21 protein-coding genes are annotated in these 25625 nt (G+C 64.7%); 9 read left to right on the forward strand and 12 right to left on the reverse strand.

Annotated features, from left to right (window positions below; all coding sequences use genetic code 11):
* Entirely contained in the window at positions 1 to 1062 is a 1062-nt protein-coding gene (locus AB6730_RS05285; protein ID WP_371022810.1) for a patatin-like phospholipase family protein, read from the reverse strand.
* A gap of 1035 nt (positions 1063 to 2097) precedes the next feature.
* Between AB6730_RS05285 and AB6730_RS05290 the strand changes: the two genes are divergently transcribed.
* A complete protein-coding gene (locus AB6730_RS05290) occupies positions 2098 to 2415 on the forward strand; it encodes a hypothetical protein (RefSeq protein ID WP_371022609.1) in 318 nt (105 codons plus the stop codon).
* 150 nt (positions 2416 to 2565) lie between these two features.
* Here AB6730_RS05290 and AB6730_RS05295 read toward each other — a convergent pair whose 3' ends face one another.
* The 3 genes from AB6730_RS05295 to AB6730_RS05305 form a co-directional block, all read right to left on the reverse strand.
* Positions 2566 to 3609: an alpha/beta fold hydrolase gene (locus AB6730_RS05295; protein WP_371022610.1), complete on the reverse strand. Its 1044-nt coding sequence runs from the start codon at positions 3607 to 3609 to the stop codon at positions 2566 to 2568.
* 184 nt (positions 3610 to 3793) lie between these two features.
* Entirely contained in the window at positions 3794 to 4672 is an 879-nt protein-coding gene (locus AB6730_RS05300) for an SDR family oxidoreductase (RefSeq protein WP_371022611.1), read from the reverse strand.
* Positions 4673 to 4713: 41 nt separating this feature from the next.
* A complete protein-coding gene (locus AB6730_RS05305) occupies positions 4714 to 5646 on the reverse strand; it encodes an NADP-dependent oxidoreductase (RefSeq protein WP_371022612.1) in 933 nt (310 codons plus the stop codon).
* Between the two features lie 108 nt (positions 5647 to 5754).
* Between AB6730_RS05305 and AB6730_RS05310 the strand changes: the two genes are divergently transcribed.
* Entirely contained in the window at positions 5755 to 6639 is an 885-nt protein-coding gene (locus AB6730_RS05310) for a LysR family transcriptional regulator (RefSeq protein ID WP_371022613.1), read from the forward strand.
* A 31-nt stretch (positions 6640 to 6670) separates the two neighbouring features.
* Here AB6730_RS05310 and AB6730_RS05315 read toward each other — a convergent pair whose 3' ends face one another.
* From AB6730_RS05315 to AB6730_RS05335, 5 genes are all read right to left on the reverse strand, one after another.
* Positions 6671 to 8524 (reverse strand): M3 family metallopeptidase, encoded by a 1854-nt coding sequence (locus tag AB6730_RS05315; protein WP_371022614.1) that lies wholly within the window; start codon positions 8522 to 8524, stop codon positions 6671 to 6673.
* A gap of 43 nt (positions 8525 to 8567) precedes the next feature.
* The gene (locus AB6730_RS05320) at positions 8568 to 9326 is read right to left on the reverse strand and encodes a helix-turn-helix domain-containing protein (RefSeq protein WP_371022615.1); all 759 of its coding nucleotides are present in this window, start codon (positions 9324 to 9326) and stop codon (positions 8568 to 8570) included.
* Between the two features lie 19 nt (positions 9327 to 9345).
* Positions 9346 to 10170, reverse strand: coding sequence for a DUF5694 domain-containing protein (locus tag AB6730_RS05325; RefSeq protein ID WP_371022616.1), 825 nt, complete (start codon positions 10168 to 10170; stop codon positions 9346 to 9348).
* A 106-nt stretch (positions 10171 to 10276) separates the two neighbouring features.
* Complete coding sequence (locus tag AB6730_RS05330; RefSeq protein ID WP_371022617.1) at positions 10277 to 13147, reverse strand: type 2 lanthipeptide synthetase LanM family protein; 2871 nt, start codon at positions 13145 to 13147, stop codon at positions 10277 to 10279.
* An 87-nt stretch (positions 13148 to 13234) separates the two neighbouring features.
* Positions 13235 to 13423, reverse strand: coding sequence for a DUF6229 family protein (locus tag AB6730_RS05335; protein ID WP_306850975.1), 189 nt, complete (start codon positions 13421 to 13423; stop codon positions 13235 to 13237).
* Positions 13424 to 13637: 214 nt separating this feature from the next.
* On the opposite strand from AB6730_RS05335, the gene AB6730_RS05340 reads away from it, so the two are divergent.
* Complete coding sequence (locus tag AB6730_RS05340) at positions 13638 to 15314, forward strand: cyclic peptide export ABC transporter (RefSeq protein WP_371022618.1); 1677 nt, start codon at positions 13638 to 13640, stop codon at positions 15312 to 15314.
* 51 nt (positions 15315 to 15365) lie between these two features.
* Here the strand turns inward: AB6730_RS05340 and katG are convergent, their stop codons facing one another.
* The 3 genes from katG to AB6730_RS05355 all read right to left on the reverse strand — a co-directional run bounded on the left by katG (position 15366) and on the right by AB6730_RS05355 (position 18675).
* The gene (gene katG, locus AB6730_RS05345) at positions 15366 to 17618 is read right to left on the reverse strand and encodes a catalase/peroxidase HPI (protein WP_371022619.1); all 2253 of its coding nucleotides are present in this window, start codon (positions 17616 to 17618) and stop codon (positions 15366 to 15368) included.
* Positions 17619 to 17761: 143 nt separating this feature from the next.
* Positions 17762 to 18172: a VOC family protein gene (locus AB6730_RS05350; protein WP_371022620.1), complete on the reverse strand. Its 411-nt coding sequence runs from the start codon at positions 18170 to 18172 to the stop codon at positions 17762 to 17764.
* A 29-nt stretch (positions 18173 to 18201) separates the two neighbouring features.
* Positions 18202 to 18675, reverse strand: coding sequence for a helix-turn-helix transcriptional regulator (locus AB6730_RS05355; RefSeq protein WP_371022621.1), 474 nt, complete (start codon positions 18673 to 18675; stop codon positions 18202 to 18204).
* 78 nt (positions 18676 to 18753) lie between these two features.
* Between AB6730_RS05355 and AB6730_RS05360 the strand changes: the two genes are divergently transcribed.
* The 6 genes from AB6730_RS05360 (at position 18754) to AB6730_RS05385 (ending at position 25564) form a co-directional block, all read left to right on the forward strand.
* Positions 18754 to 20502 carry an alpha-glucosidase gene (locus AB6730_RS05360; protein WP_371022622.1) on the forward strand — a complete coding sequence of 583 codons (1749 nt, stop codon included), beginning with the start codon at positions 18754 to 18756 and terminating at the stop codon, positions 20500 to 20502.
* A gap of 37 nt (positions 20503 to 20539) precedes the next feature.
* Positions 20540 to 21847, forward strand: coding sequence for an MFS transporter (locus AB6730_RS05365; protein WP_371022623.1), 1308 nt, complete (start codon positions 20540 to 20542; stop codon positions 21845 to 21847).
* A 187-nt stretch (positions 21848 to 22034) separates the two neighbouring features.
* Positions 22035 to 22484, forward strand: a complete 450-nt coding sequence (locus tag AB6730_RS05370) for an ATP-dependent zinc protease (RefSeq protein ID WP_371022624.1) — start codon at positions 22035 to 22037, stop codon at positions 22482 to 22484.
* The gene (gene rimK / locus AB6730_RS05375; RefSeq protein WP_371022625.1) at positions 22481 to 23416 is read left to right on the forward strand and encodes a 30S ribosomal protein S6--L-glutamate ligase; all 936 of its coding nucleotides are present in this window, start codon (positions 22481 to 22483) and stop codon (positions 23414 to 23416) included. The genes AB6730_RS05370 and rimK overlap by 4 nt, the downstream gene beginning before the upstream one ends.
* 194 nt (positions 23417 to 23610) lie before the next feature.
* Positions 23611 to 24297 carry a response regulator transcription factor gene (locus AB6730_RS05380; protein WP_166699672.1) on the forward strand — a complete coding sequence of 229 codons (687 nt, stop codon included), beginning with the start codon at positions 23611 to 23613 and terminating at the stop codon, positions 24295 to 24297.
* Entirely contained in the window at positions 24281 to 25564 is a 1284-nt protein-coding gene (locus AB6730_RS05385; RefSeq protein ID WP_371022626.1) for a sensor histidine kinase, read from the forward strand. The genes AB6730_RS05380 and AB6730_RS05385 overlap by 17 nt, the downstream gene beginning before the upstream one ends.
* Positions 25565 to 25625 lie beyond the last annotated feature (61 nt).

Genomic DNA, 25625 nt, shown 5'->3' on the forward strand with positions numbered 1-25625 from the left:
TCACTCCTCGTTTTTGATGCAAGCGGCGAGCGCGTTGCGGAATTGGGCAGCGTGGCCGTCGGGACTGCGGGCCGCCTCGGCCCAGAGCAGGTCGACATCGGACGCAGCCTGTCTGGACAACGCACCCAGCACCTTGGGTCGGGCATCGTCCATGTTCTCTAGATAGCGGTGGAGCTCGCCCGACGGGCACTGGGCCGGAAGGCGGTAGGCAAAGGACGCATGCTTCAGTTCCAGCATCTTCCGGGCAACGTAGTCATACCCTTCCGCCTGAGCATTGAGGCTTACCGTGATTGGTTTGACTCCAAATCCCCATCCGACCATGCCGCGATATCGCTTCCGGTCCGTGATTTCCTCGCCGCCTTGAGCGGGCAGGGAGCCGAGCATGAAGAGATGGATGGGCCGGTCGGTCTCTTTTCGCTCATTGAGCATCTCAATTGCCTCTATCGCGGCCAGTACGCCCGGGTTGTTGGCCCAGAGGCCGCCGTCTGTATAAACCACGCGCGCGCCGGAGCCTGGCTCGGTCACCGCTGCGAGCGCACGGAGGATGGGTGCGGCGGTAGTCGCCATGCAGGCGTCAACAAGAGTGCGTGTGTCGTCCCGGCCGTTCGAGCGCGCCAGATGCCGAGTTTTGAATACGACGGGTCGGTGTCGTCCCATGTCAATGGTGGGTACGGCCAGCGCGATGCCGCGCTTGTCGAGCACATCGGCAAATGTCATCGGTCCGAAAACTTCTTCAAGGGCCGTTCGGAGCGCCTTCTCACCAGCCCGGCTGCCGTAGCCGATTCCTCGAACGAGTTTGCCAAGGTAAGGAACGGACCGTAGCCACTGGCCTGGGAAAATGTCCGGCCCCTTCTCTGAATAGAGATCGCGCACCTGTTCAAGGGGAACTCCGGCTGCGAGCGCACAAGCGACAAGGCCTCCTGTGCTTGTTCCTGCAATAAGGTCGAAACACCGGCCGATATCGGTCTTGCCGGATGCGTCGCCACGCCAACGGCTAGCAAAGGTTTGCAGATAGGTAATCTGGTAGACGCCGCGCATTCCGCCGCCATCCAGACACAGCACCCTATATGGCTCGCTCAAGTCGATTCCCCTGATTGCATATCCCCGCGAATGAGACTGGGGCGCAGGTCACACTTATTCAAGTGTGTTCAAGGGCAGCTTCGCGCGGCCATGTCTCACCACCTGAGACAACTGGGCACGTCCGGTCTGGCGTGGCACCGGGTCCTTCGCAACGCCGTATGTGGTGTTCCACTACAGGAGAATGCCAGACAGTCCAGGTGACGGTTTTGCCGCATTTGCATATGCGCCGTCCTTTTGCAACGTTGCGGAGTTCCTACTCAAGGACTCCTACGCGCATACCTACCCTGGAGAATGCTCTGGATGGCTGTGGACAGTTCGGACTCGGTCGCGCTGAAGCGGCGCTAGCGATCAGTGACGTTGCATCCGTCACGCGAAGCTGGATGGGCTACTTTGAAGACTTCAATGTTCCAGGTAAGCAGATCGATTTGATCACCAGCGCCTTCAGGCGCCCATCCGATATCGGAATGGCCGTGGTCGACAAGGCGCTGTGATGCCAATCGTGGCACGATCAACATGCACGCCTACAGACAACTCGTTGTTGTTTTGCTACGGTCGCAACGTTGTCCACGCGTAGAATGTCTGCCTCGCGAGCAACCGCCGCTCAATGCGGTGAGAAGCGCAGGCCAAGGGTGCTACAACACCCCTGACCTGCTGACCACTACCAACTGTCAAGGAGTCGATCAGTGGCTACCCACGATCATACGGCACCCGCTCGCCCGCCGAATCCCCCCGGCGACATCCCCAACGGTCACCGGGCCGTCTGCCGACCTCGCAGACACGGTTGACGAACCGCGGATTCAGCCCCTCATTTGAGATGTTTCTTGGCCGCTTCCTAGGGCAAGCGCCTGCGTGGGCTACTGAAACAGGCTGACGCCGCATCCACTTCATCAATCAATCCGCCCCGGCGCCCGGTCTCGGGCAGCCGCTGAACCTGCGAGTCCGTTTGATCCGCGGCACGCTGCGCTGTGTGGCGTGCCGCACCTGGACGAGGGTGCGGCAGCATTCAAGGAATTCTCCATGTCTTTATCCGAAGGCAAGGGCACGCCTCGTCGTGCCAACGATCCGCTCGATCCCGACGCGACACCACATGATCTCCTGAACGGTGCCATCGAGTGGCTGCAATACGCGCGCGGTCTTTCCGAATTTCTCGCCGATCTCGTGCATGAATCCGATGCAGTCGACTGTCGTCGCATGGCGCTTTCATTGGAGGCCATCGCGGCACTGACGAACATGGGCGTGCAGTGCACGGCACAGGCGCATGCGCGGATGTCGTGGGATCAGGCGCGGGATGCGAATGCCTTCAATGCCGTCACTGAACGAACCGAAGTGAAGTAGTGAAGCGCTTATCTTCCTATAGCGTGAGAACTTTCCCCACGTTGATTGGCGCTCCGCATCCGGACATATCAGCGGACGATTTCATGGCCGTCGATGCAGCCTTGGGAATGCGTCGAACCTACACGGACTGCATTAGCGGAGGCGGCCCGGCTAGCGCGCGCCACGCTCCGCACGAACCAGCTCAAGCACCGCGTCCGCGAATGCCCTCGGCGCCTCTTGCGGCAGGTTGTGTCCCGCTCCCGGTATCACGCGGTGTATGCGCGGCCCCGTGAACTTCGCCGCCTGGGCCGAACCGTCGGTCGGTCGATGGGCGCTATCGTCGCCGCCATCCAGTGTCACCGTCCGCACCGGTATCGCGGGCAGCGATGCAAGCTTGCGACCGATCTCGGCATAGGCAGGGTCTCCCTGGACTGCGCCGAATCGGTGGCGGAACGAATGTATGGAGACTTCGACATGGTCGGGGTTGTCGAACGATGGGGCCGTGCGTGCGAAGGTCGCGTCGTCGAAGCGCCAGGTCGGTGACCATTGTTTCCAGAAGAGCCGGTTGAACTCACGGCGGTACTTTGTGTAACCGGCGCGTCCTCGCTCGGTCTGGAAGTAGAACTGCCACCAGAGCGGCATCTCGCTTTCGGGCTTCGCCGGGATCAACGCCGCAGCCGGGTCCGCGAACGCATAGCCGTTGCCCGATACCAGGCCCGCGCAGCGTTCGGGCCAGAGGGCCGCGACGGCGCTGGCCGCCTTGCCGCCCCAGTCGTATCCCGCCAGCACGGCGCGCGGCAACGACAATGCGTCGAGCAGTGCCGCCAGATCTGCGCCGAACGCCGCGAACTCGCCCGACCGAAGCGTGTCCGCGCTCAGGAATCGCGTGGGGCCGAAGCCGCGCAAATAGGGAACGATCACCCGGCAACCCGCGGCCACCAGGATGGGCGCGACTTCCGCGTAGGCCTCGATGTCGTACGGGAACCCGTGCAGAAGCACCACCGCGGGCCCATTTGCCGGCCCCGCTTCGTAGTAGGTGATGTTCAAGACACCGGCATCGACATTCTTCAAATGCGCCAAGGCCAATGCGGGTGATCCGATGCCACTGGCGGACGCCACTTTGCCACCCAGAGCCAGGTGCAGGCCGGCGATGCCTGCACCTGCCGCGACGCCTCGCAGCAGTCCGCGCCGCAGGAAATCCACGTGATTGGTCATACGGACTTCATTCCGCCGCTGTCGCAGCGAAACGCTGTGGCGCCCGGCCTGCGTCGTTCAATGGGGTCACTGCATCCGTCATCTGAATCTTTCCGTCGTCGAGTCGAAGGCCGCGTCCATCGTAGGTTCGGGCGGGGCCTGCCACTAGTCACGCGCCAGGCCCCACCGTGTTGAGCGATGGACATCAATCGGTTCGTTCTGCCGCGACAACCTCCTCCACGAACCCCCGATACGAATGAAGCGGCCGCCCCAACAACGTCGCCAGCCGCTCGACATCGCCAGCCTCCGGCACCATTCCGTCGGTAACGAACCGCTCACCCATCAGGCGCATGTCGAAAGCCATCCAGCTGGGCATGTATTGGCGCAGGTTCTGCTCGAATCCAGCCATGTCTTCACCCGGGTAGGCGATCGGGCGGCCAAGCACGTCCGCCCAGATCGCAGCGACATCCGCTCCGGTGAGCGTGTCGGGGCCGACGAGGTTGATCCGGTTGAGCGGCAGCGGTTCGGCCGCTTGCTCGCGGCGAAGCAATTCGATGGCCGCGATTTCGCCGACGTCACGCGTATCGACCATCGCCAGGCCCTTGCTGCCGATGGGCATGGGATAGATGCCGTACCCCGTCACCACATCCTTGATCGAAAGGTCGTTGTTGATGAAGTAGGCCGGGCACAGGATCGTCGCGTGGAGGCCCATGTCTTCGATCATGCGCTCGACGCCGTGCTTCCCCGCGAAGTGAGGAACGTTCACGTAGATGTCGCTATGGATCACCGACAGGTAGACGATGCGTTCGATGCCTGACTCACGGGCGATGTTGAGCGCGATGAGCGCTTGCGTGTATTCGTCGGCGGTCACGGCATTGAGCAGGAACAGCGTGGAGACGCCCGAGAAGGCTGCCCGCAGGGAGTCGACGTCGAGCAAGTCACCTTGGGCGACGGTAACGCTCGCCGGGAAGTTGGCCTTCGAGGGATCGCGTACGAGTGCGCGGACGTCGGCGCCGCGCTTCACGAGTTGTTCGACGACTTGGCGGCCGACATTGCCGGTGGCTCCGGTAACGAGAATGGTCATGATGTTTACTCCGGTGATTTAAATGAGGAGGGGTTACGGATTCAGAGGGAAAAATCGACGACGACCTTGCCGAGCTGCGGCTGGGTCCGGTTGCGTTCGATGGCTGCGGGGAGGTCGTCGAAGCGCACGACGTTGGCGATCTTGGACTGCAGGCGGCCCGCAGCCACTTCTTCGGCGATCGCATGCAGGCGGGTGGCGTCTGGCGTATTCACGAACCAGAGGCCACGGCGTCCGGCGGGTGTGTTTGCTTCGATGGCCGGCGACGCGGTGCTGACGATGACGCCGTCATCGGTGAGCACGGACCACGAGCGGCTCAGCACTTCCCCTCCGACGTAATCGAGTACGAGGTCGATGTCGCTCGCGCGGTCTTCGAATTGCTCCCAGTCGTAAGCGATGACGTGGTCCGCACCAAGGCCGCGGACGTACTCGGCGTGTTCTCCCAGCGCGGTGGCGAACACTTCCGCTCCCGCCTGGTGTGCGAACTGGACAGCGAAGCCGCCGAGCCCACCCGCAGCGCCATGGATCAGGACGCGCTGGCCGACGTGTATCGGGCCGGCGAAATGCAGGCTCTGCCATGCCGCCACAGAAGCCACGGGCAACGCGGCGGCTTCAACGAAGCTCAATGATTGCGGCACGGCACTGAGGTTGGCCTCCTCGACGGCGACCAGGTCGGCATAAGCGCCGAGTCGTCCGAGTGAACCCATGACGCGGTCGCCTTGACGCAGCCGCGTCACGCCGGGGCCCACTGCCTCGACCACGCCGGCGAGTTCGATGCCCAGGGTGGTTGGCAGTTGCAACGGAAAGACATCCCGCACGTAGCCTTCGCGGACTTTCCAATCCAGCCCGTTGACTCCGGCGGCGTGGACGCGGACCAGGACCTGGCCGGCTTCGGGAACAGGGGCGTCAACGGAGGATGTCCGGATGGTTTCCGGGCCGCCGTACGCGGCGAGTTGCAGGGCGCGGATAGTGTTCATCGATGCGTTTCCTTTGGTGTTTGGTGGGTACGGACCAAACAATAGGGGGTTCCACATTCGATACACAGACCATAGAATCGAGACACCTGGTATCAAAAACGAGACACCATGGATCTCAACGCACTCGATGACTTCCATCTCGTGGCGACACATGGGGGCTTTGGAAAGGCCAGCCGTGCCACGGGCCGCTCCAAGGCAACGCTGTCGCGTCGGGTTGGGGATCTGGAAGAGGAACTGGGCGCGCGTCTGATCGAGCGCGGCACGCAACGCCTGGAGCTGACCGACGCAGGCCAGTTGTTGGTGGGGCGCACGGAAGGACCCATGCGCGAGATCGCCGAGGCGTTCGCCGCCGTACGCGATGGCCTCGCGATGCCACGCGGTCGTTTACGTATCGCGGCGCCGCAGCTGTTCTCGCAACTCGCCTTGGGAGGGCTCGCCGCGAAATTCGTCGAGCGCTACCCGGAAGTACAGATCGAGACAGTGTCGGAGGACCGCTTCGTCAATCTGGTCGATGAACATTTCGACGTGGCCATCCGCATCAATCCGCAGAAGGACAGCGACCTCGTCGGGCGGTGCTTCGCCCGGGACCGTTTGGTTCTCGCCGCGGCGCCATCCATCCCGATGCCCAAGGGTCGCCGTGACGGACCTTTCCCCATGCCAGCCGTGGTCATGTCCACCTATCGCGACGGCGATGTATGGACCGTTCGCAACGGCAAGCTCGCCATCGAGCCGCAACCCGTGTTGCGCCTGTCGTCGCTACTGATGGTTCGCGATGCCGTTGCCGCGGGCGCGGGTGTCGCCTTGTTGCCGCAATCGATCGTGGGAAACCTGCTCGAAAGCGGCGACCTCGTGACATGGGGGATCGCGGGCAAGGACGTCGAGCTTTGGGTGCTGCATACGTCGCGACGTTTGCAAAGCCCGAAGGTGCGGGCCTTCGTGGAGTTCATGGCACAGCAGTACCCGGGCGGGTCGTTCACCATTCCACTCAGGTAGAGGGGAGTGGATGCGAACGATCGCCGCGTACTCAAGGTGCGTTACGTGGCGCGTCCAGCGTGCGGTACAGGCGACCCAGCGCCAGGACCTTCTCCCGGATCACCGCGATGTCCGTCTCCACGAGTTCCGGAGGCGACAACTCCTTCCCGAAGAATCTGGCCAGCAATTGCCGGGGCGGTGCATCGAACCCTTCCGCCATCAAGGCGGCATACCGCTTCTGGAAACCGGCAGGGTCCTTTCGAGCCATCTCGAACATCCTGGTCGCCCATAGGCCGGCATACAGGTAGTTGGCGAGATATAGAGGGTCCTCGAACATCAGCCGCTTGCCGATCCATGCATGGGCCAGTTGCGGGTCGATGGATGGCCAGATCTCGAACCGCTTCGTGATGTCCAGGGTCAAGGCATCCATGTCCGCGGCTCCCCGGATCTTGCCTGCCACCACGCCGTCGTACAGGCCTTCCTCCAGCTGGGCTTCCTCGGCGGAGGTAAAAATCTCGAAGGTCATTTCGTCCAGCTGTGCCTGCAAGTAGTAGGCCTTCGCGGCAGGATCGTCGGTATGGCGATAGAGGTATTCGTAGAACAGCATCTCGTTGAGGATGGCGATGCCTTCATGCATCCAACTCGGACCATGGTTGAAGAAAGGCGATACCCCACGCTCGTTCATCAGCTGGCTATGGATGGCGTGACCACCCTCGTGTGCGACGACGCTGGCTTCCGTGACCGTCGGCTTCCAGACACCGAGGAACAAGGTGCCGGGAGCACCCGGAGCGGTCATGGAGAAGGCATCGTTCTCGCGCGTACCTTGCGACGTGGCCAGGTCGGTACGCTTGTTCGCGGGGTCGAGCAGGGCGCGAAAATGGGCGACGTAATCACGGCCCAGGGGCGCCAGCGCGTCGGGAATCACACGGCGCATCCGCTCTTCATCGAACGCCGGTGGCGTGAAACCCGGCGTCGGCATGGACAGGTCCCAGCTGTGCGCCTGTTCGGTGCCAAGGACGTGTGCGACATGCTCCGCGCGTAAGCGTTGGTAATCCTGCAGCACGGACGCGTGAGCCTCCACCGCCTTCGACGTGGCGTCCACGTCGGCGCGCGTGAAAAGACGCGCGAAGTACGTGGCTTCCGGTGCGTCGTCGAAGTGCTGCATTTTGGCGACGCGGTCGTTCAGGCGGACGATGCCCACCAGGATCGATGCGTAGGTTTCCGCCTGGGCGGCAAGGGCGGCCTGGCGCTGTTTCCACGCCTGTTCGCGAACGCCACGATCGGCATCGGCCGCCAGCTTGTCCGCGTCCTTTCCGGCATCCAGGTCGCCATGCGCGGTGTGTACGCTGCCATAGGCGGCGCTCCGGCGGGTCTTCTGGTAGATGTTCCAGAAGGCCTTGCCGTCCTGGTCGGATAACGCGGAGACGATGGCTTGCTGGTCTTCAGGGAGTTCGTGCGGGAGTGTCCGCGTGGCGCGCTCGAGCAACCAGTGGTACTTGTCCAGGGCGGGCAGGGCGGCGACGTCCTTTGCAAAGCCGTCGTCGCCGATTTTCCGCAGGGTTTGTCGCGTGCGTTCCACCACGGTGTCGGCGGCATCGCCCACGGCATTTCGTGCTTCGTCGGCGGCATGATCGTCGATGTCCAACGCGGTGCGCAGATGTAGCCATGCGGCGTGACGCTGGTTGCGGCCGAGCAGGCTCTCGGCGCGGTGCAGGTAGTCGAGAAGCGCGCCCGGCGAGGGATTGTCCAGGACAGGCAGTGCGTCCGCATCCGCCAACAATATCTTGCGATCGGTGGCCTCCGCCGCGGGGCTCGCAAACCATATGCCGGGATCGATATGCCGGTCTTCGGCGTGGGCGGAAGCGGAAGCCAGGGCAAGGAAGGTGGCGAGAACATGGTTTTTCATGTGGCCAAGCTATCAGCCGTCGGCCACTCGCGCTTTACACGGATTAGCGTGACCTGCGCCAGGCCGAGGGTGTCATGGCGTGCACCGCGCGGAACGAGCGGGAAAACTGCGCCGCTCCCGCGAAGCCGCATTCGAGCGCGATATCCAGGAGAGGCCGTTTCGTGGTGCGCAAGAGATGCCCCGCACGTTCCACGCGCAGGCGGCGCAGGTAATCGCCCGGCGTGCAGTGGTGGAACAGACGGAAGCTGCGCGCCAGATGCACGGGATGCCGGCCTGCCACGGCGGCCAGGTCAGCCAGGGACAGTTCACGCGCCGGATCGTCATGCAGGCACTGCCGTACGCGGCGCATCCAGCCCGGTTCCATCAGGCTCAGTTCCGCCATGCCGCGACCGGTTTCAGCGAGCACATCGAGGGCCAGGGCCTCGGCGCACATGGGCGCGTGTGCGTCATCTACCGCCACCGCCTCCACGATGCGCCGTCCCAACTCGTATAACGCAGGCGAGCGGCGTATCAGCGGACGCCCGTCCAATCGCGCACGATGCTCGCCCAGGAGGCCCGTCAAGGTGTCGTCGGGATGGAAAATGACCTTGCGCGCACCCTGACTGCCGAATCGCTGCCCATGCGCGGCGTGGGCGGGGCAGAACAACAGGTCACCCGGCCCGTGGACATTGCGCATGCCCAGGATGCTTTCCTCGTAACCACCTTCCACGACGAGGCAAAACCACGCCTCGTCGTGACGATGACCCGCCATGCTGCCGCCCGGGCGGTACTCGGAGACGTGGAGATCGACGATACCGCTCATCCGTGTGTTCCCTTGCCGTCTATCTGGCAGTCGCTTTACCGGTCAGCCATGGCTGCGGTTCGACCAACTCGAATACGTTGGACTCCACCGCGTCTTTGCGCAAGTGCGGCCCATGGCCCGCCCCATAGACGACGAGCACGCGATCTCCCGGCTTCGTCGCCAGTGCGCGGATATGCGTGAAGATGCGCAGGTTCCGCGCATACCATTGGCCGACCCATGCCGCGCCCGGGTTGTTGGTATCGTCGCCGAAGAGCGGGAGCTCGAAGTAGCCTTTCGCGTCTTCGTTCATGCGCTTGGGATCGTTCCAAGTGAGGTACCAGTCGGTCACGCTGTGGCCTTTCAGGTACTCGGTCTCCTTTGCCGCTTCGGCCTTCCATGGCGCGACGGTTTTTTCCAGCAGATCGGTCTTGCCGTGCGCTTTCGCCCATGCCATCCAGTCGTAGTCGGCGTCCTTGCCTGGGGCGTCCCCGTTCCAGTCGACGGCATCGACACGCGGCAACCCGAGCTGCTTGGCCAGCCGCAATCCGATCTGGTCGGTTTCATCTGCCGACAAGGCGTACCGGCCGGCCCGATAGTCCGCGTAGCGCTTATCGAGTTCGGCCTGCTTGGCGTAGGGATATTCGATCGCGATGTGCGTGGGCTTCCAGGCGGCGAGCCGCGCGACCATCTGTTCGATCTCGGCCTGGCGTGCCGGCGTCCGCACGTCTTCCACATGCGTATTGGCCACGTCGCGATTGTGGTTGGCGAGGTGGCCCGAGCCGAGGAACATCATCTTCGGCAGTTCTTGCGCCGTAGCGGCGACGGAAACCAGGGCCAGAAGGGTGGCGGATATCCAGCGATGCATGTGATTCCCGTACTGACGAGTGAGCGGGTGGGATGCCGGCCCTGACGGGATGGTTGGCATGACTGATGGCATGTTGCCGGACCTCGGATATGTCCCGCAGGGACCGCTAAGTCGCCACCACGTCGTATTCGTGAGCCGTGTCGTGCGGCGCCACGGCCACGCGATACTCCATCAGCAACGGCGACGGCATCCGGCATGCCGGGTGCATCCGGGCCAACTGCAGGATCGATCCGGAGACACCGCTCATCAACCCGGGGGTGAACGCGTCGCGTGCGAGGCCGCCGACGATGCCGTGTTCCTCGATGCTGGACAGCACGATGGCCGCGGCTGGCAGCCCTGTGTTCGGCACGAGTGACGGATCGAGCCGCGCCGCGCGCGTCAGCAACTCCCAGGTGCTGAGGTCACCGTGGCAGAGGGTGTGGCTGTGTCCCCAGCCGCCGTCGGCCGCCGCGAGCACCGCACGGCGCAGCGTATCCAGGTGGCGCGGGTGCCTCGTTCGGTCGTAGAGGTCACACGCGGCCAGGCCGATGCCGACGCTGCCGTGGCACCAGGTGTTCGCGAAGTCGCCGCTGTCGGGCTTGCGCACGTCGATCCAGTTGCCCGCCTTCATGTCGAATAGCGACTCTTCGAAATCGAACGCCCGTTCCGCGAGGTTGAGCCAGCGGTGCCGGTCGTCCGCGTCGCCGGCATCGCTGAGGCCGAGGCGCGTGAGAGCCCAACCGGTGCCTGTCGCGCCATGGGCGAACCCACCGATCGGCTCGTCGAATATCGAAGCGGGCCAGCGCGCCCCGCGTTCATCGACGATGGCGGCCGCTTCGAGATGCCTGCCGGCGCGCCCGGCGAGCGCAAGCCAGCGCGAGTCGCCGGTGACGTCGGCGAGGTTCAGCAAGGGAACGATCGCGCCGCCCACGCCTTCGAGGATATCGAGCACGCGTTCGTTCTCGATGTCCCAGCGCTCCATGAGTGTCGCCTGCGCCACGGCACGCGCGAGGAAATCTTCGCCGGGATGAAGGTGGTCGAGCGTCAGCCAGGTCTGCACCTGTGAGCCCAGGCCGATGAAGCCGCCGATCGCCTCGGCTTCGTCGGTGTCCTCCGCAGCGCGCAGGATGCGAAGGACACCGTGCAACGCCTCCATGGTGCCGTCGACCTCGTCGAGCCGTCCTTGACGCATCTCCTCGGCATAGCCGGCCAGTGCGATGGCGATGCCGCCGAGGCCGACATAGAGGTTTGGCTGCAGGGTGCGCATCGTCCATCCCCCGCGCCCCAGGATGGGACTGATCCAGGTCATCGTCCCATCGTCGCCGCGCACGGAAAGGCGCAGGAGTTGTTCGAGCGTCTCCCGCGCCATCGACCGCCGCCTCCGGTCCAGGTCCCCGGCATGGGCGTTGCGGGCCGAAAGGTCGTAGGGCGAACGCTTGTCGTCGTTGAGCCGCACATTGAGGTGGGCTGTCACGAGAGCGCCGCGAATGGTCAGTTCCTCCAGATCGATGCGCATGTCCAGCCAGGCATGGAATACCTCGTCCCGTTGCGACTCGTCCAGGACGTTGGCGAAGACGGGAACGTCGCCGTGACGCATGTCGTCGATCTCGCTCGCGATGATGGCCGGGTCGGAAGGGGCGACGGGCGAGACGGCGGCATTGCGCGTCAGCAGATCGCGGGCGCGCTCGATGGCGGCCGGTTCGTCGTGCAGTGATGCGGGATGCCAGAGCATGCGCATCACCTCGACATACGCCTGTGTCGGCCGCCGGATGCGTCGTATGCGGCAACCGACGAAGGCATCGAGCAACGGCGCGAGCGCCCCGTCGCGGTGCCGTTCGGCGAGCACATCGGTCATCGTGCGGAAACCCGTGACGATGTCTTCCCAGAAGCGCGAGATGTCGGGGTTGGTGCAGGGATGGTTCTTGCCGGTCTCGATCTCGACGCTGACCAGACCGACCCGGGCGTCGGTCGTCCCGGCATCGACGATCTCCGGAACGCGGATCTTCGGTTGCTCGCCCTGAAGCGCGCCGATGGCGGAGATGTCGACGCCGTCCAGGCCCAGCACCGGTGCACGAAACGGCACCAGCCCCGTGCGCAACACCGACGAGCGGATGAGCGCCTGCGCGAGGTCGACCGCTTCGCCTTTCTGCGAGGGCGGGAGGGGAATCTCCGTGACGAACAGGCTCTCGACGTCGACCACGTATGGGATGGTGGACGAAGCGATCAGATTCTCGTAGTGGATATCGGTGCCGCCGAGCAAGCGCATGACCGCGAGCCAATGCCCGATGTTGCGATAGAAGATGGCCAGCTGCGTGTCGTCGGTGCAATGGACATGGTCGACGTGGCGGCTCCATCCGTAGTCGCCCCGGTCGAGCACCGGGGGTACGCGTATGCGTGAAGGATCGTCATGGAGCATCGTGTCGAGAAAATGGTCCAGCACGGCGTCGACACGCAACGACCTCGGCTTGTACATGACCGTGCCGCCGGCGAAAGTCAGGCGCGCCACGGACTGTCCGCCTTCATGGACATCACCCTCGCCGAGGTACAGCGAGCGCAGCTCGACTAGATCGGCCCCGACGAAGAGCGATAAGGCTTCACGGTCGGCGGCCAGCCGTGAAAGCATGGTGACGATGGCATGGCGTTGCTGGTCCAGCACCTTCGTGAGGCGAGGCGTCAGGACGGGATAGCGGCGATCGATCGCCGCTACGAATTCCGGTGTCATGGCTCGCGTGACGAAGGCGGCGAAACGCGAGGCTTCGGTCCCCTCGGGAAGATCACCGGAGAGCTTTGCCGCATGCAGCTCCAGCAGGAGTACGCGGTTGAGCTTTCGCTCGGCGTTGTCGAGCAAGGCGCGTTCCGCGACCCTTGCGACGAGCGGGCGCTCCATGTCGTCGAGCCCGGGTTGGCGGGCGATGTCCTCGGCGAGCCGCCGGCGTATGTGATCCGTGAGAAAGGCGATGACAGGGGCGAAGGCGTTCTGCGACGCGGATGCATCCATGGGCGGTCCCGGCGATACCGTTGCGGTTTCTAGGATGGCGAAGGGATAGCCGTGGTGGTTGGCCACGGCTATCGCGGCTACCGCGTGTTAGCAGCAGACGCCCGGCCGGGAGGCCGTACAGGAACTACAGTTGGAAATCAGTGCGATGTCCGTGCTGGTCATCGCCATCACCGTCTGGGCGTGGCCCTCGGTGTAGAGCGAACCCGCCGGATTGTCATACCCACCTACGCTGTCGGCGCCACTCAACCATCCCGCCAGGATCTTGTCGGTCTGCATACGAGTACTCCTAGGTGTTACGAATGTGCGCCCGGACGTTGAAGAAGCGCGTCGCGGCGGGCGCGTCCACGACGACGCCGCCGGAGCATTCTGATGACTCCGGGACAAGGATTTGCCCGGTTTGCCGAATTTGCGCGCAAGAGACGACACATACCGGCGACCGGTGTCTGGCACCATGCGATGACGCCGCCACGCCGGGTGGAAGGACGTATCGATGATCCTCAAGCGCTTCATCCTTCGACACCGTGGCCTCGTCCTCGGTGCCGTGGCCCTGTCCGCCGCGAGCGCCCTGTCCACCATGACGCTGCTGTCGCATATCAACGAACTGGCGGCCAATGGCGTGCATGCTGGCCGCACGGCGCCGCCGCTGGAGGGCGCAGGCTGGCTGGCCGCCGTGCTCGCGACAGGCGCGGTATCGCAGTTCATCCTGGCTCGCCTGGGCGGCGACCTCGTCGCGCAACTGCGGATCGATCTCTCGCGCCGCTTCATCGACCTGGAGTACGAGAAGCTGGCCAACGAGAAGCACGCGATCTTCGGTTCGCTCATCGAGGACGTGGCGAGCATCGCGCCGCTGGTGCTCGTCGCACCCTTGCTGGCGTACAACGGGCTGCTCGTCGTGCTGTATGCGAGTTACCTCGCCAGCGTTTCGCCACCTCTCCTCGGGATACTCGCCGCTTTTCTCGGCGTCACGGTCGTGGTTTCCCTGGCATTGGAGCGGTTTCTTCGCCGGCGTTTCGACGCCTTGCGCGAAGCGAACGAAAAGGTCTTCGAATACTTCCGCTACCTCAGCGAAGGAAAGAAGGAACTGGCGCTCAATGCCGCACGCGCCAGGCATGTCGCCGAGGAACTCATCCGTCCGGCCATCGGCCGTTCCCGCCGATTGATGATCCAGGTGCATACGGGCCTGGGTTTCAACGAGGCGTGGTCGTCGGCGGTTATCTACGCATCGGTCTTCGTCATCGTCTATGTCGGTTACGCGAGCCTGGCATTGCCGCAGGCGACGCTCATGCGCTTCGTCATCGGCGCACTGTTCCTCAGTGGCCCGGTCGCGTTCATCGTGAGCGCGGCACGGCAGGTGGGCGTCGGTACGGCCAGCTTGCGTCATCTCCAACGCGTCGGCCTGGACCTTGGTGGTGACGTCGATCCACCCGCACGCGAGGCGGATACGGGCATCGGCGACGAATGGCGCAGCATCGCGCTCAGGGGCGCCACCTATGCCTATGCCGGCGAGGAGGACGGACGGGTAGCGCTCGGCCCGGTCGACATGGAAATCCGGCGCGGCGAACTCCTCTTCATCGTCGGAGGCAACGGCAGTGGCAAGTCGACCTTGTTGCTCCTGCTCGCCTCGCTGCTCACGCCACGCACAGGCGAACTCGTCGTCGACGGCGTGCCATTGAATCGGGACAGGCAGCGGCATCGTGAGCGTTTCACGGGTGTGTTCGGCGATTTCTTCCTCTTTCCGCACGTGCTCGACGTGGCGGGACATCCTCTTCCCGACGAACGCATCCGGACACTGCTGGTATCGCTGGGGCTGGGCTCGCAGGTCGAGGTGACGCAGGGGGAATTATCGAAGCTCACCCTTTCCACCGGACAGCGAAAGCGCCTGGCACTCTTGCAGTGCTATGCGGAAGACCGCGATATCTTCTTCTTCGACGAGTGGGCCGCCGACCAGGACGCGCACTTCCGCGATTACTTCTATCGCAGCTTGCTGCCCGAGTTGAAGGCGCGTGGCAAGACGGTCGTGGCGATCACCCACGACGACAGGTATTTCTCCCTGGCCGACCGCGTGGTGAAGCTCGAAGCAGGGCGCATCGTTTCCGATACGCGGCGTCGCGATGATGAAGGGGCGTATGCGGCATACGACTCCGCGGCGGATCACCGCGTGATCTAGACGAAAAAGGCCCGCCACGAGGATACGTGGCGGGCCTTTCCTTCTCGCGTCTTACTTCCGCAGGTCGAAGCGGTCGAGGTTCATCACCTTCGTCCAGGCGGCCACGAAGTCGCCGACGAATTTCTCCTGCGCGTCGGCGCTGCCGTAGACTTCCGCCAGCGCGCGCAGGATGGAGTTCGATCCGAAGACCAGATCCACGCGGCTGCCGATCCATTTCAGCTTGCCCGTGCCGCGCTCGCTGCCTTCGAACGACTCCCTGGCGGGGGAGGTCGGCTTCCATACCGTGCTCATGTCGAGCAGGTTACGGAAGAAGTCGTTGGTCAGCGTGCCCGGGCGATCGGTGAAGACACCTTGCTTGCTTGCCTCGACATTCGCGCCGAGCACGCGCAGGCCACCCACGAGCACCGTCATTTCCGGCGCGGTCAAGGTCAGCAACTGCGCCTTGTCGATCAGCAACGCCTCGGCCGGCACGCTGTAGCGACCCTTGACGTAATTGCGGAAACCATCGGCGGCGGGTTCCAGCGGCTCGAACGAGGCGACATCGGTCTGTTCCTGCGAGGCGTCGGTGCGACCCGGTGCGAAGGGAACGGTGACGGCACTCCCGGCATCCTTCGCCGCTTTCTCGACGGCGGCGCTGCCCGCCAGCACGATCAGGTCGGCCAGGGAGATCTTCTTGCCGCTTGCCTGCGCGCCATTGAATTCGGTACGGATCCCTTCCAGGCGTTCGAGCACCTTCGCCAGTTGCGCGGGCTGGTTGACCTTCCAATCCTTTTGCGGCGCGAGACGGATGCGCGCGCCGTTGGCTCCGCCGCGCTTGTCGCCACCACGGAACGTGGAGGCGGAGGCCCAGGCGGTCGAGACCAGTTCCGATACGGTGAGGCCGGAAGCCAGCACCTTCTCCTTGAGCTGCTTGACGTCGTTCTCGTCGACCAGCGGGTGATCGACCTTGGGCACCGGGTCCTGCCAGATCAGCTCTTCGGCGGGTACCTCGGGACCGAGGTAGCGCGAACGCGGTCCCATGTCGCGATGGGTCAGCTTGAACCAGGCGCGCGCGAAGGCATCCGCGAATTCTTCCGGATGATCGAGGAAGCGGCGGGAGATCTTCTCGTAGGCCGGATCGAGGCGAAGCGAAAGATCGGTCGTCAGCATCGTCGGCTTGCGGTTCGGGCCGCCATGCGCATCGGGGATGACATCACCGCTGTCCTTCGCCACCCATTGGTGCGCGCCGGCCGGACTCTTCGTCAGCTCCCACTCGTGCTTGAACAGGTTCTCGAAGAAGAGGTTGCTCCACTTCGTCGGTGTCTGCGTCCAGGTGACTTCCAGGCCGCTGGTGATGGTGTCGCGACCGACGCCACTGCCATGGCTGTTCTTCCAGCCCAGGCCCTGCTGTTCGAGGTCGCCCGCCTCGGGCTCGGCCGCGACATTGGCGGCGTCGGCCGCGCCGTGTGTCTTGCCGAAGGAATGGCCGCCTGCGATCAGGGCGACGGTTTCTTCGTCGTTCATCGCCATGCGGGCGAAGGTCTCGCGGATATCGTGCGCCGCGGCGATCGGGTCCGGCTTCCCTTCGGGGCCTTCCGGATTGACGTAGATGAGACCCATCTGCACGGCCGCGAGCGGGTTCTCCAGCTTGCGCCCGCCTTCGGTGCGGTCTTCTTCCTCGCCGTGCAACTCGGGATCGGCGACGAGCACGCCTTCCGTCTGCGGCGTGACCTTGCCATAGCGGTGGTCGCCACCGAGCCATTCGGTTTCGTTGCCCCAGTACACGTCCTGGTCGGGTTCCCACGTGTCCTCGCGCCCACCGGCGAAGCCGAAGGTCTTGAAGCCCATGGTTTCGAGGGCGACGTTGCCCGTGAGGATCAGGAGGTCGGCCCAGGAGATGCTGTTGCCGTATTTCTGCTTGATCGGCCAGAGCAGGCGGCGCGCCTTGTCGAGGCTGACGTTGTCGGGCCAGCTGTTCAGCGGCGCGAAGCGCTGCTGGCCACGGCCACCGCCGCCACGTCCATCGCCGATGCGGTAGGTACCCGCGCTATGCCACGCCATGCGGATGAATAGCGGGCCGTAGTGGCCGAAATCGGCTGGCCACCAGTCCTGCGAATCGGTCATCAGGTCAGCCAGGTCTTTCTTCAGCGCGGCGAGGTCGAGCTTCTTGAACGCCTCGGCATAGTCGAAGTCCGGTGCGAGGGGATTGGACCGGGACGAATGCTGGTTGAGCAGGTCGACCCTCAGGCGCTTCGGCCACCAGTCGCTATTGGTCGTGCCGCCGCCGGCGGTGTGATTGAAAGGACATTTCGCTTCGCTCGACATCAGGAGGTTTCCTCTGGCTTGCCGGGACGAAGGACCGAGCGCCGGCGACTCGTGGTTTACCTAGTGCCTGGATCATGGCCCGATTGTGAGCATTGCAGAAATTGATTGATCTTATGATGACAAGAGGCTGCGCCTATCAAGAATTAGCGCAACTCCTGTAACCGGATCAGGTTTCCCGCCGGGTCGCGAACGGCGCAATCGCGGACCCCGTACGGTTGGTCGGCCGGTTCCTGGACGATTTCCGCGCCGCTGGCTTGCAGCCGGTCGAAAGCCTCGTCGAGGTTCCTCGTGGCCAGCAGGAGGATGGCGAAGGTGCCCTTGGCCATCATCTCGGCGATCGTGCGGTGCTCCTCCTCGGTGACGCCGGGCGAGGCGGCCGGGGGATACAGGACGATGGAGGTACCCGCCTGGTCGGCGGGGCCGACGGTGATCCAGCGCATGCCGTTGTACCCGACGTCCTTGCGAACCTCGAAGCCGAGGATGTCGCGATAGAAGGCCAGGGAAGCCTCGGGATCGTTGTGCGGCAGGAAGCTGGCGTGGATGGTGATGTCCATGGCGACGGTGCTCGTTGGTTTGGGAGCGGTCATCCTAGTCGTCGCATCGAACGGGGCGCTTCTCGATTCCTGACCGGTCGCGTGACCTGCTTCGCCACGCACGACGGCATACCGGACACCGCCTGCGCCTCCCGCTGGCGATAGACACTCGGAGGCATGCCGACCAGTTCCGTGAAGCGGGTGCTGAAGGTGCCGAGCGAAGAACAACCCACGGTGAAGCAGACATCGGTGACACTGAGGTCGCCGCGACGCAGCAACGCCATCGCGCGCTCGATACGGCGCGTCATCAGGTAGGCATAGGGCGATTCGCCATAGGCGAGCCGGAACTGGCGGCTGAGGTGGCCCGCCGACATGTGTACGCCGCGGGCGAGTGCTTCGACGTCCAATGGCTGGGCGTACTCGCGGTCGATGCGATCGCGGACCCGGCGTAGACGTGCCAGGTCGCGCAGATGCTGTGGCGGGGCGGGCCGGTCGGTCACGCGGCGGATCGTGACACGCCGCACCTTCTTCCCTCAAGCCGGTTGACGCTATCGGCGCGGCGCGCTTTCATCGGGAGATCTCTCTCCAGGATCCCCCCTTCGATGCCCCAGCGCACGCGCCGTCTCCTGGCTGGCATGGCCGCCGTTCTCGTCACCGGCATGGCCGTGGCCGCTGCCAGCACACCCTCGCCGTGGTGGAAACACGCTCTGATCCTCGAGATATACCCACGCAGCTACGGTGACAGCAACGGCGACGGCGTAGGCGACCTCGACGGCATCACGGCCCATCTCGACGACGTGCGCTCGCTGGGCGCCGATGCGATCTGGATCGCGCCGATGTATCCCTCGCCGCAGGTCGACTTCGGCTACGACATCTCCGATTACCGCGCCGTGGATGCGCAGTACGGCAACCTCGCGGATTTCGACCGGCTGCTTGCCGAGGCGAAGAAGCGTCACGTCCGCGTGCTCCTGGACATGGTGTTGAACCACACTTCCGACAAACACGCATGGTTCATCGAATCGGCCGGTTCGCGCCAGAATGCCAAGGCCGACTGGTACATCTGGAACGATGGCGTGGACGCGAACGCCCCGGGCGTGACCGCATTCCAGAAGCGGTTCATCCACGAGGGCAAGGTGCCGCCGAACAACTGGGAGTCCGTCTTCGGCGGTTCGGCGTGGGAATGGGTACCGGCACGCAAGCAGTTCTACTACCACCGCTTTTACCGGCAGCAACCCGACCTGAACTGGCGTAATCCCGCCGTGGAAGCCGCGATGTTCGATGCGATGCGCTTCTGGCTCGATCGCGGCGTCGCCGGTTTCCGGCTCGACGCGATCTCCACCTTGTTCGAGGACACGCGGTTGCGTAACGATCCCGAGCGGGGCGGTACCAACGCGCAGGGCGATCCGAACCTGCACAACCAGTACAGCGACAACCTGCCGGAAGTGCACGACGTCATGCGCCGCATGCGAAAGATGGTGGACGGCTACGCCGGCGACCGCGTGCTCATCGGCGAAACCTATACACCCAAGACCAGCGATCTCCTGCCCTGGTATGGCGGTGAACATCAGGACGAACTGCACCTGCCGATGGACCTGATTCCCGGCTTCGGCTGGCAGGCGAAATTCGACGCGGGCTGGTTCCGCGAACACCTGCAGGCCGCGCAGACCGATCTGCTCGGCCTGCCGCCGCTGATGGTCTTCGACAACCACGACAATCCGCGTTCCATCGACCGGTTCGGCGATGGCCGCAACGACATCGCGCGTGCCCGGATCATCGCGGCAATGTTGCTGACTAACCGTGGCGCGGCGCTTACCTATTACGGTGCTCCCATCGGCATGACCACGAGCACGCCCACGCGCAAGGAAGACGTGCGCGATCCCATCGGGATCACCGGCTGGCCGAAGGAAAAAGGGCGCGATGGCGAACGCACCCCGATGCAGTGGACGGCCGGCCCGCAAGCGGGTTTCTCCACGAACCCGAAGACGTGGTTGCCGGTGGCGGCCAATTACCGCACCGTCAATGTCGCCAGCGAAATGGCCGACCCGTCGTCCCTCCTGCAGTGGTATCGCACGCTGATCGCCTTGCGCCGGGACAATCCCGCATTGCGCGACGGTGCGATGACCTTCGTCGACACGAAGAACCCGGACGTGCTCGCCTACGTGCGCGAAGGCAAGGAACCCGTGCTGGTCGCCATGAATTTCAGCGGTGAGCCAAGGACGCTGAAGTCCGGCGTCGAGGGCCACGGCCTGCGCACGCTGGCTGCCAGCGACGCCTCGTTGAGCCGGTCGGACAAGCTGGATGGCACGATCCTGCCGCCGTACTCCGTCTGGGTGATTTCTTTCGAGCGATAAGCACCTATAGTCGCGCGATCACTCCCCGGATATCCCCATGAGCGCCATCATCGATACCGACATGACCGACCGCCGGCCGTTGGGCCGTGGCGATGCGAAAACATTGATCCTGTCCGCGCTGGGCGGCGCGCTCGAGTTCTACGACTTCGTGATCTTCGCGTACTTCGCCAAGACGCTCGGGCACCTGTTCTTCCCACCGGGAACCTCCGACTGGGTGGCACAGTTGCAGGCCTTCAGCATCTTCGCTGTGGGCTATCTCGCGCGGCCGCTCGGTGGCCTGGTGATGGCGCATTTCGGTGACCGGGTCGGCCGCAAGCGCATGTTCACGCTCAGCGTGTTCCTGATGGCGGTGCCGACCCTGTGCATCGGTTTCCTGCCCACGTACGCGACGATCGGGGTCCTGGCGCCCGTGCTGCTCACGCTGTTGCGCGTGGTGCAAGGCATCGCCATCGGTGGCGAGGTGCCGGGCGCATGGGTCTTCGTCGCCGAGCACGTGCCACGGCATCGGGTAGGCCTGGCGTGCGCGAGCCTGAGTTCCGGGTTGACCTTCGGCATTCTCATCGGTTCGCTGGTGGCTGCGGCGATGAGCGCGCGGATGTCCGAAGCGGACATGCTCGACCACGGCTGGCGCATCGCGTTCCTCCTGGGTGGCGTGTTCGGCTTCTTCGCGGTGTACCTGCGCCGCTGGCTCAGCGAGACACCGGTGTTCGCACGCATGCGCGAACGCAAGGAACTGACGACGGAGTTGCCCGCGTGGGTCGTCCTGCGCGACCATCTGCCGGGCGTGGCCCTGTCGATGGTCGTCACCTGGGTGCTCACGGCGGCGATCGTCGTGGTGATCCTGATGACGCCGACGCTGATGCAGACGGCCTTCCATATCGAACCGGCCCGGGCGTTCACCGGCGGCAGCCTCGCCGCGTTTTCCCTGTGCATCGGCTGCGTGCTCGGTGGCCTGCTGGTGGACTGGCAGGGCAAGGCGCGCGCGATGCTGGTGGCTTCGGTGGGACTGGCCGCCAGCACCTATGCCTTGTACCTCGACCTGAGAAGCGGCGGCACCCACCTGCTTGCGCTGTATTCGCTGGCCGGGCTGTTCGCGGGCGTGGCGGGCATCGTGCCATCGGTGCTGGTCGCCGCCTTTCCGCCGGCCATCCGTTTCTCGGGCATTTCCCTGTCATATAACGTGGCTTATGCCATCTGCGGTGCGGCCACCCCGGTCCTGGTGGGCTACCTGGCGAAGACCGCGGGTGGGCTGGGGCCCGCGCACTACGTCGGCCTCGTGGCCCTGGTCGGCATCGCCAGCTCCCTTTACATGATGCGGAAAGGGCGGGGCACGGACGCGGGCTGAGCCGTCGGGCCGCTTTCGCGCTTCACGCATTTTTCATGCCCGTGACGAGGGTGGTCCCCCGGCTGCCCGGTACAGTTGCGCCGGCTTCGTACCTTCGGCATGCTTTTCCCATCGAGGCATGCCGCCGCGAACATGGGTCGTTCCCCGCGACCCGCCGTCGTCCCCCCTACTCGTCGCTCCAGACCCCATGACTGACGTCATCACCCTAGGCTGGCGCGAACGGCTCGCACTTCCGTCGCTCGGCATTCCCGTCCTCAAGGCCAAGCTCGACACGGGCGCGCGCTCGTCGTCGCTGCACGTCGAATGGCTGGAGGTGGACCAGCGGGCCGACGGCACGTGGCTGCGCTTCCAGGTGCGTACCACGCGCAAGGGCGGGGTGTCCGCGCCCTGCGAGGCGAAGGCGACGGGCCAGCGCTCGGTCACGGACTCGGGCGGTCATGCCACCACGCGCTGGTTCATCCGCACGGAAGTGGAACTGGCCGGCCACCGCTTCATGGCCGACGTCAACCTGACCGACCGGCGGCACATGCTGTTTCCCCTCCTGCTCGGCCGGACCACCCTCGACGGGCGTTTCCTGGTCGATCCGTCGCTTTCCTACTCGCAGACGCCGCGCCGCGCCGTCCGGGACCCCTCATGAAGATCGCCATCCTGTCGCGCAACGCGCGGCTCTACTCCACCCAGCGGCTGGTGGAGGCTGCGCGCAAGCGCAAGCACACGGTGCGGGTGATCGACCCCCTGCGTTGCTACATGAGCATCGCGCCGCAATCGTTCGCCATCCATTTCAAGGGCAAGCCGCTCGGCCCGGTGGACTGCGTGATTCCACGAATCGGCGCGTCCAGCACGTTCTATGGCACGGCGGTGCTGCGCCAGCTGGAACTGATGGGCGTCTTCACCCCGAACCCGTCCGATGCCGTGCTGCGCGCGCGCGACAAGCTTCGGTGCCTGCAGTTGCTGGCGGCACGCGGGGTGGACATGCCCCTGACCGCCTTCGGCGACAACCCCGACGACACCGCCGATCTCATGGCGATGCTCGGCGACCCGCCGCATGTCATCAAGCTCAATGAAGGAACCCAGGGCGCCGGCGTGGTCCTGGCCGAGAAGCGCTCGGCGTCGCAGAGCGTCATCGAGGCGTTCCGCGGCCTTTACGCCAATTTCCTGGTCCAGGAGTTCATCCGCGAGGCGAATGGCCAGGACCTGCGCTGCTTCGTCGTCGGCGACCAGGTGGTGGCCTCGATGCAGCGGTCGTCGGCACCGGGCGAGTTCCGCGCGAACCTCCACCGTGGTGGCAGCGCGGCCCAGGTGACCCTCACCGAGGACGAGCGCCGGGTGGCGATCGAGGCCGCCTCGGCGCTGGGGCTGGAGGTGGCCGGCGTGGACCTGTTGCGCTCATCGCGTGGGCCGCTGCTGCTCGAGGTCAATGCTTCCCCGGGGCTGGAGGGCATCGAGGGCAGCACAGGCGTGGACGTGGCCGGTGCCATCGTCGCCCATTGCGAGGCCCGGCTGGCCGGCCGTCCGGCCGTGCCGAAGGCCCGCCGGCCCAAGGCGCCGAAGGGGTTAACAGCGATTTAAAGGGCGCTCCCCTATAAAGGTTCCACTGTGATTCCGCGACGCGGGGTGACGGTATCGGGGCAGTAGTTCTTTCGGCCCGGGCGGGTTCCCCCCGTCCGGGCCTCTCTTTTAGTTCTGTCCGCTTCACGGTTTCCCCGTTAAGCTTGCCGTCGCAATACTCATAAGACTCAAGCGACCGCACAACGGAGTGCCGCATGCGCGTTCTGGTCATCGAAGACAATACCGACATCGCGACCAACATCGGGGACTACCTCGAGGATCGTGGTCACGTGGTCGATTTCGCCGGCGACGGCGTCACCGGCCTGCATCTGGCCGTGGTGCACGATTTCGACGTCATCGTGCTCGACCTGACCCTTCCGGGGATGGACGGGCTCGATGTCGCCAAGAAGCTGCGCCACGAGGCGCACAAGCAGACGCCCGTGCTCATGCTCACGGCGCGCGATTCGCTGGAGCACAAGCTCACGGGCTTCGAGTCCGGCGCCGACGATTACATGACCAAGCCGTTCGCCCTGCAGGAACTGGCGGCGCGCCTGGAAGTGCTGGCGCGGCGCGGCAAGGGTCCGCAGAGCCGGGTGCTCAAGGTCGGTGGCCTCACCTACAACCTCGACACGCTCACGGTGACCCGCGAAGGCAAGTCGATCCAGCTGAACCCCATCGGCCTGAAGCTGTTGCAGGCGCTGATGGAGGCCAGCCCGTCCGTGGTGACCCGCCAGGACCTCGAACAGCGCGTCTGGGGCGAGGAACTGCCCGATTCCGATTCGCTGCGCGTGCATATCCACGGGCTGCGTGCGGCCATCGACAAACCCTTCGAGAAACCGCTGATCCACACGCGTCACGGTATCGGATACCGCATGGTCGATCCGGATGCGGTCCAGGCGTAAGCTTCGTTTCCGACTGATCGTCACATTCACGCTGTTCGGGTTCGGCCTGAGCGCGTTGTTCGCGTTCGCCGCGATCAACATCCGTGAGCGCGTCGAAGAGCAGCTGATCAACTCGGCCCTCCAGGACGAGGTCGATTCGCTGAACGAGCAGGTGCGCGCGAATCCGAACGAGCGCCCGCAGTTCAACATCGTCAAGGCGTCCACCTTCAGCGACCGCACGATCTACAAGGCGCCGCTGAACTGGCAATCGCTCGACACCGGCGTGCACGATCTCTACGAGACGGAAAGCGACGGCAAGAACCACCATTACAAGGTGGCGGTGCGGCGGGACGGCGGCATCATCAACTTCCTGCAGTTCGACGTCTCGCGCGATGAACTGGGCAAGCGCCAGCTGATCACCAGCGTGGTCGCGGCCGTTTTCCTGTTCGGCCTGTTTTCGCTGGTGCTGGGCGTGTGGCTGTCGTCGCGCGTCTTGCGGCCGGTGACCGACCTGGCGCGCCGCCTGCGCGACTTCCGCCGGGTGGGCAAGGCCGAGGCCCTGGCTCCGCATTTCGCCGACGACGAGGTGGGCGAGCTCGCCGTGGCACTCGACGAATACGCCATGCGGCTGACCTCGGTGGTCGAGCGCGACCGCGAGTTCAACTCCGACGTGAGCCATGAATTGCGTACGCCGCTCGCGGTCATCGCCAGCACCACGGAGCTGTTGCAGGGCTCGCCGGATCTCACCGACAAGCTGCGCGAGCGCCTGAAGCGTATCGAACGCGCCTCGCGCCAGGCCACCGAACTGATCGAGGCGCTGCTGCTGTTGTCGCGTGCGGAGCGCCGTGGGCCGACGCGTGGCGAGACCACGGACGTGGCCAAGGTCGCCGCCGACGTCATCGAGAGCCAACGTCCGCAGATGGGCGGCAAGCCGATCGAGATCGAACTGATCGCGCATGGATCGGTGACCGTCAATGCACCCGCATCGGTGCTGTCGGTGGCCTTGACCAACCTGATCGGCAATGCGATCAAGTACACGATGGAAGGCAAGGTCACCGTGCGTGTCCTCGACGGCCACATCGACGTTATCGATACCGGCCCCGGAATCAAACCGGAAGATGCGGAAAAGCTCTTCCAACGTGGTATCCGTGGCGAAAGCGCCACCGGTGGCGGCGCGGGGCTCGGCCTCGCCATCGTTCGCCGCCTGTGCGAACTCTACGACTGGGACGTTTCCCTGCGTCCCCGCCCCGAGATGGCCGGCGCGATCTCGACGATCGACTTCCGCTGACACGAGGGGCCCACGAGCGGTTCCCCTCGTTGTCATCTCAGCTGTCATCAAGATTTCATTT

It is taken from the genome of Luteibacter sp. RCC_6_2 (genome assembly GCF_041360655.1).
In the GTDB taxonomy this organism is placed as follows: domain Bacteria; phylum Pseudomonadota; class Gammaproteobacteria; order Xanthomonadales; family Rhodanobacteraceae; genus Luteibacter.

Coding starts and splice junctions, on each gene's coding strand:
- AB6730_RS05290 (WP_371022609.1), top strand. CDS start 2,098: ATGTCTTTATCCGAAGGCAAGGGCACGCCTCGTCGTGCCAACGATCCG.
- AB6730_RS05295 (WP_371022610.1), bottom strand. CDS start 3,609: ATGACCAATCACGTGGATTTCCTGCGGCGCGGACTGCTGCGAGGCGTC.
- AB6730_RS05300 (WP_371022611.1), bottom strand. CDS start 4,672: ATGACCATTCTCGTTACCGGAGCCACCGGCAATGTCGGCCGCCAAGTC.
- AB6730_RS05305 (WP_371022612.1), bottom strand. CDS start 5,646: ATGAACACTATCCGCGCCCTGCAACTCGCCGCGTACGGCGGCCCGGAA.
- AB6730_RS05310 (WP_371022613.1), top strand. CDS start 5,755: ATGGATCTCAACGCACTCGATGACTTCCATCTCGTGGCGACACATGGG.
- AB6730_RS05315 (WP_371022614.1), bottom strand. CDS start 8,524: ATGAAAAACCATGTTCTCGCCACCTTCCTTGCCCTGGCTTCCGCTTCC.
- AB6730_RS05320 (WP_371022615.1), bottom strand. CDS start 9,326: ATGAGCGGTATCGTCGATCTCCACGTCTCCGAGTACCGCCCGGGCGGC.
- AB6730_RS05325 (WP_371022616.1), bottom strand. CDS start 10,170: ATGCATCGCTGGATATCCGCCACCCTTCTGGCCCTGGTTTCCGTCGCC.
- AB6730_RS05330 (WP_371022617.1), bottom strand. CDS start 13,147: ATGGATGCATCCGCGTCGCAGAACGCCTTCGCCCCTGTCATCGCCTTT.
- AB6730_RS05335 (WP_306850975.1), bottom strand. CDS start 13,423: ATGCAGACCGACAAGATCCTGGCGGGATGGTTGAGTGGCGCCGACAGC.
- AB6730_RS05340 (WP_371022618.1), top strand. CDS start 13,638: ATGATCCTCAAGCGCTTCATCCTTCGACACCGTGGCCTCGTCCTCGGT.
- katG (WP_371022619.1), bottom strand. CDS start 17,618: ATGTCGAGCGAAGCGAAATGTCCTTTCAATCACACCGCCGGCGGCGGC.
- AB6730_RS05350 (WP_371022620.1), bottom strand. CDS start 18,172: ATGGACATCACCATCCACGCCAGCTTCCTGCCGCACAACGATCCCGAG.
- AB6730_RS05360 (WP_371022622.1), top strand. CDS start 18,754: ATGCCCCAGCGCACGCGCCGTCTCCTGGCTGGCATGGCCGCCGTTCTC.
- AB6730_RS05365 (WP_371022623.1), top strand. CDS start 20,540: ATGAGCGCCATCATCGATACCGACATGACCGACCGCCGGCCGTTGGGC.
- AB6730_RS05370 (WP_371022624.1), top strand. CDS start 22,035: ATGACTGACGTCATCACCCTAGGCTGGCGCGAACGGCTCGCACTTCCG.
- rimK (WP_371022625.1), top strand. CDS start 22,481: ATGAAGATCGCCATCCTGTCGCGCAACGCGCGGCTCTACTCCACCCAG.
- AB6730_RS05380 (WP_166699672.1), top strand. CDS start 23,611: ATGCGCGTTCTGGTCATCGAAGACAATACCGACATCGCGACCAACATC.
- AB6730_RS05385 (WP_371022626.1), top strand. CDS start 24,281: ATGCGGTCCAGGCGTAAGCTTCGTTTCCGACTGATCGTCACATTCACG.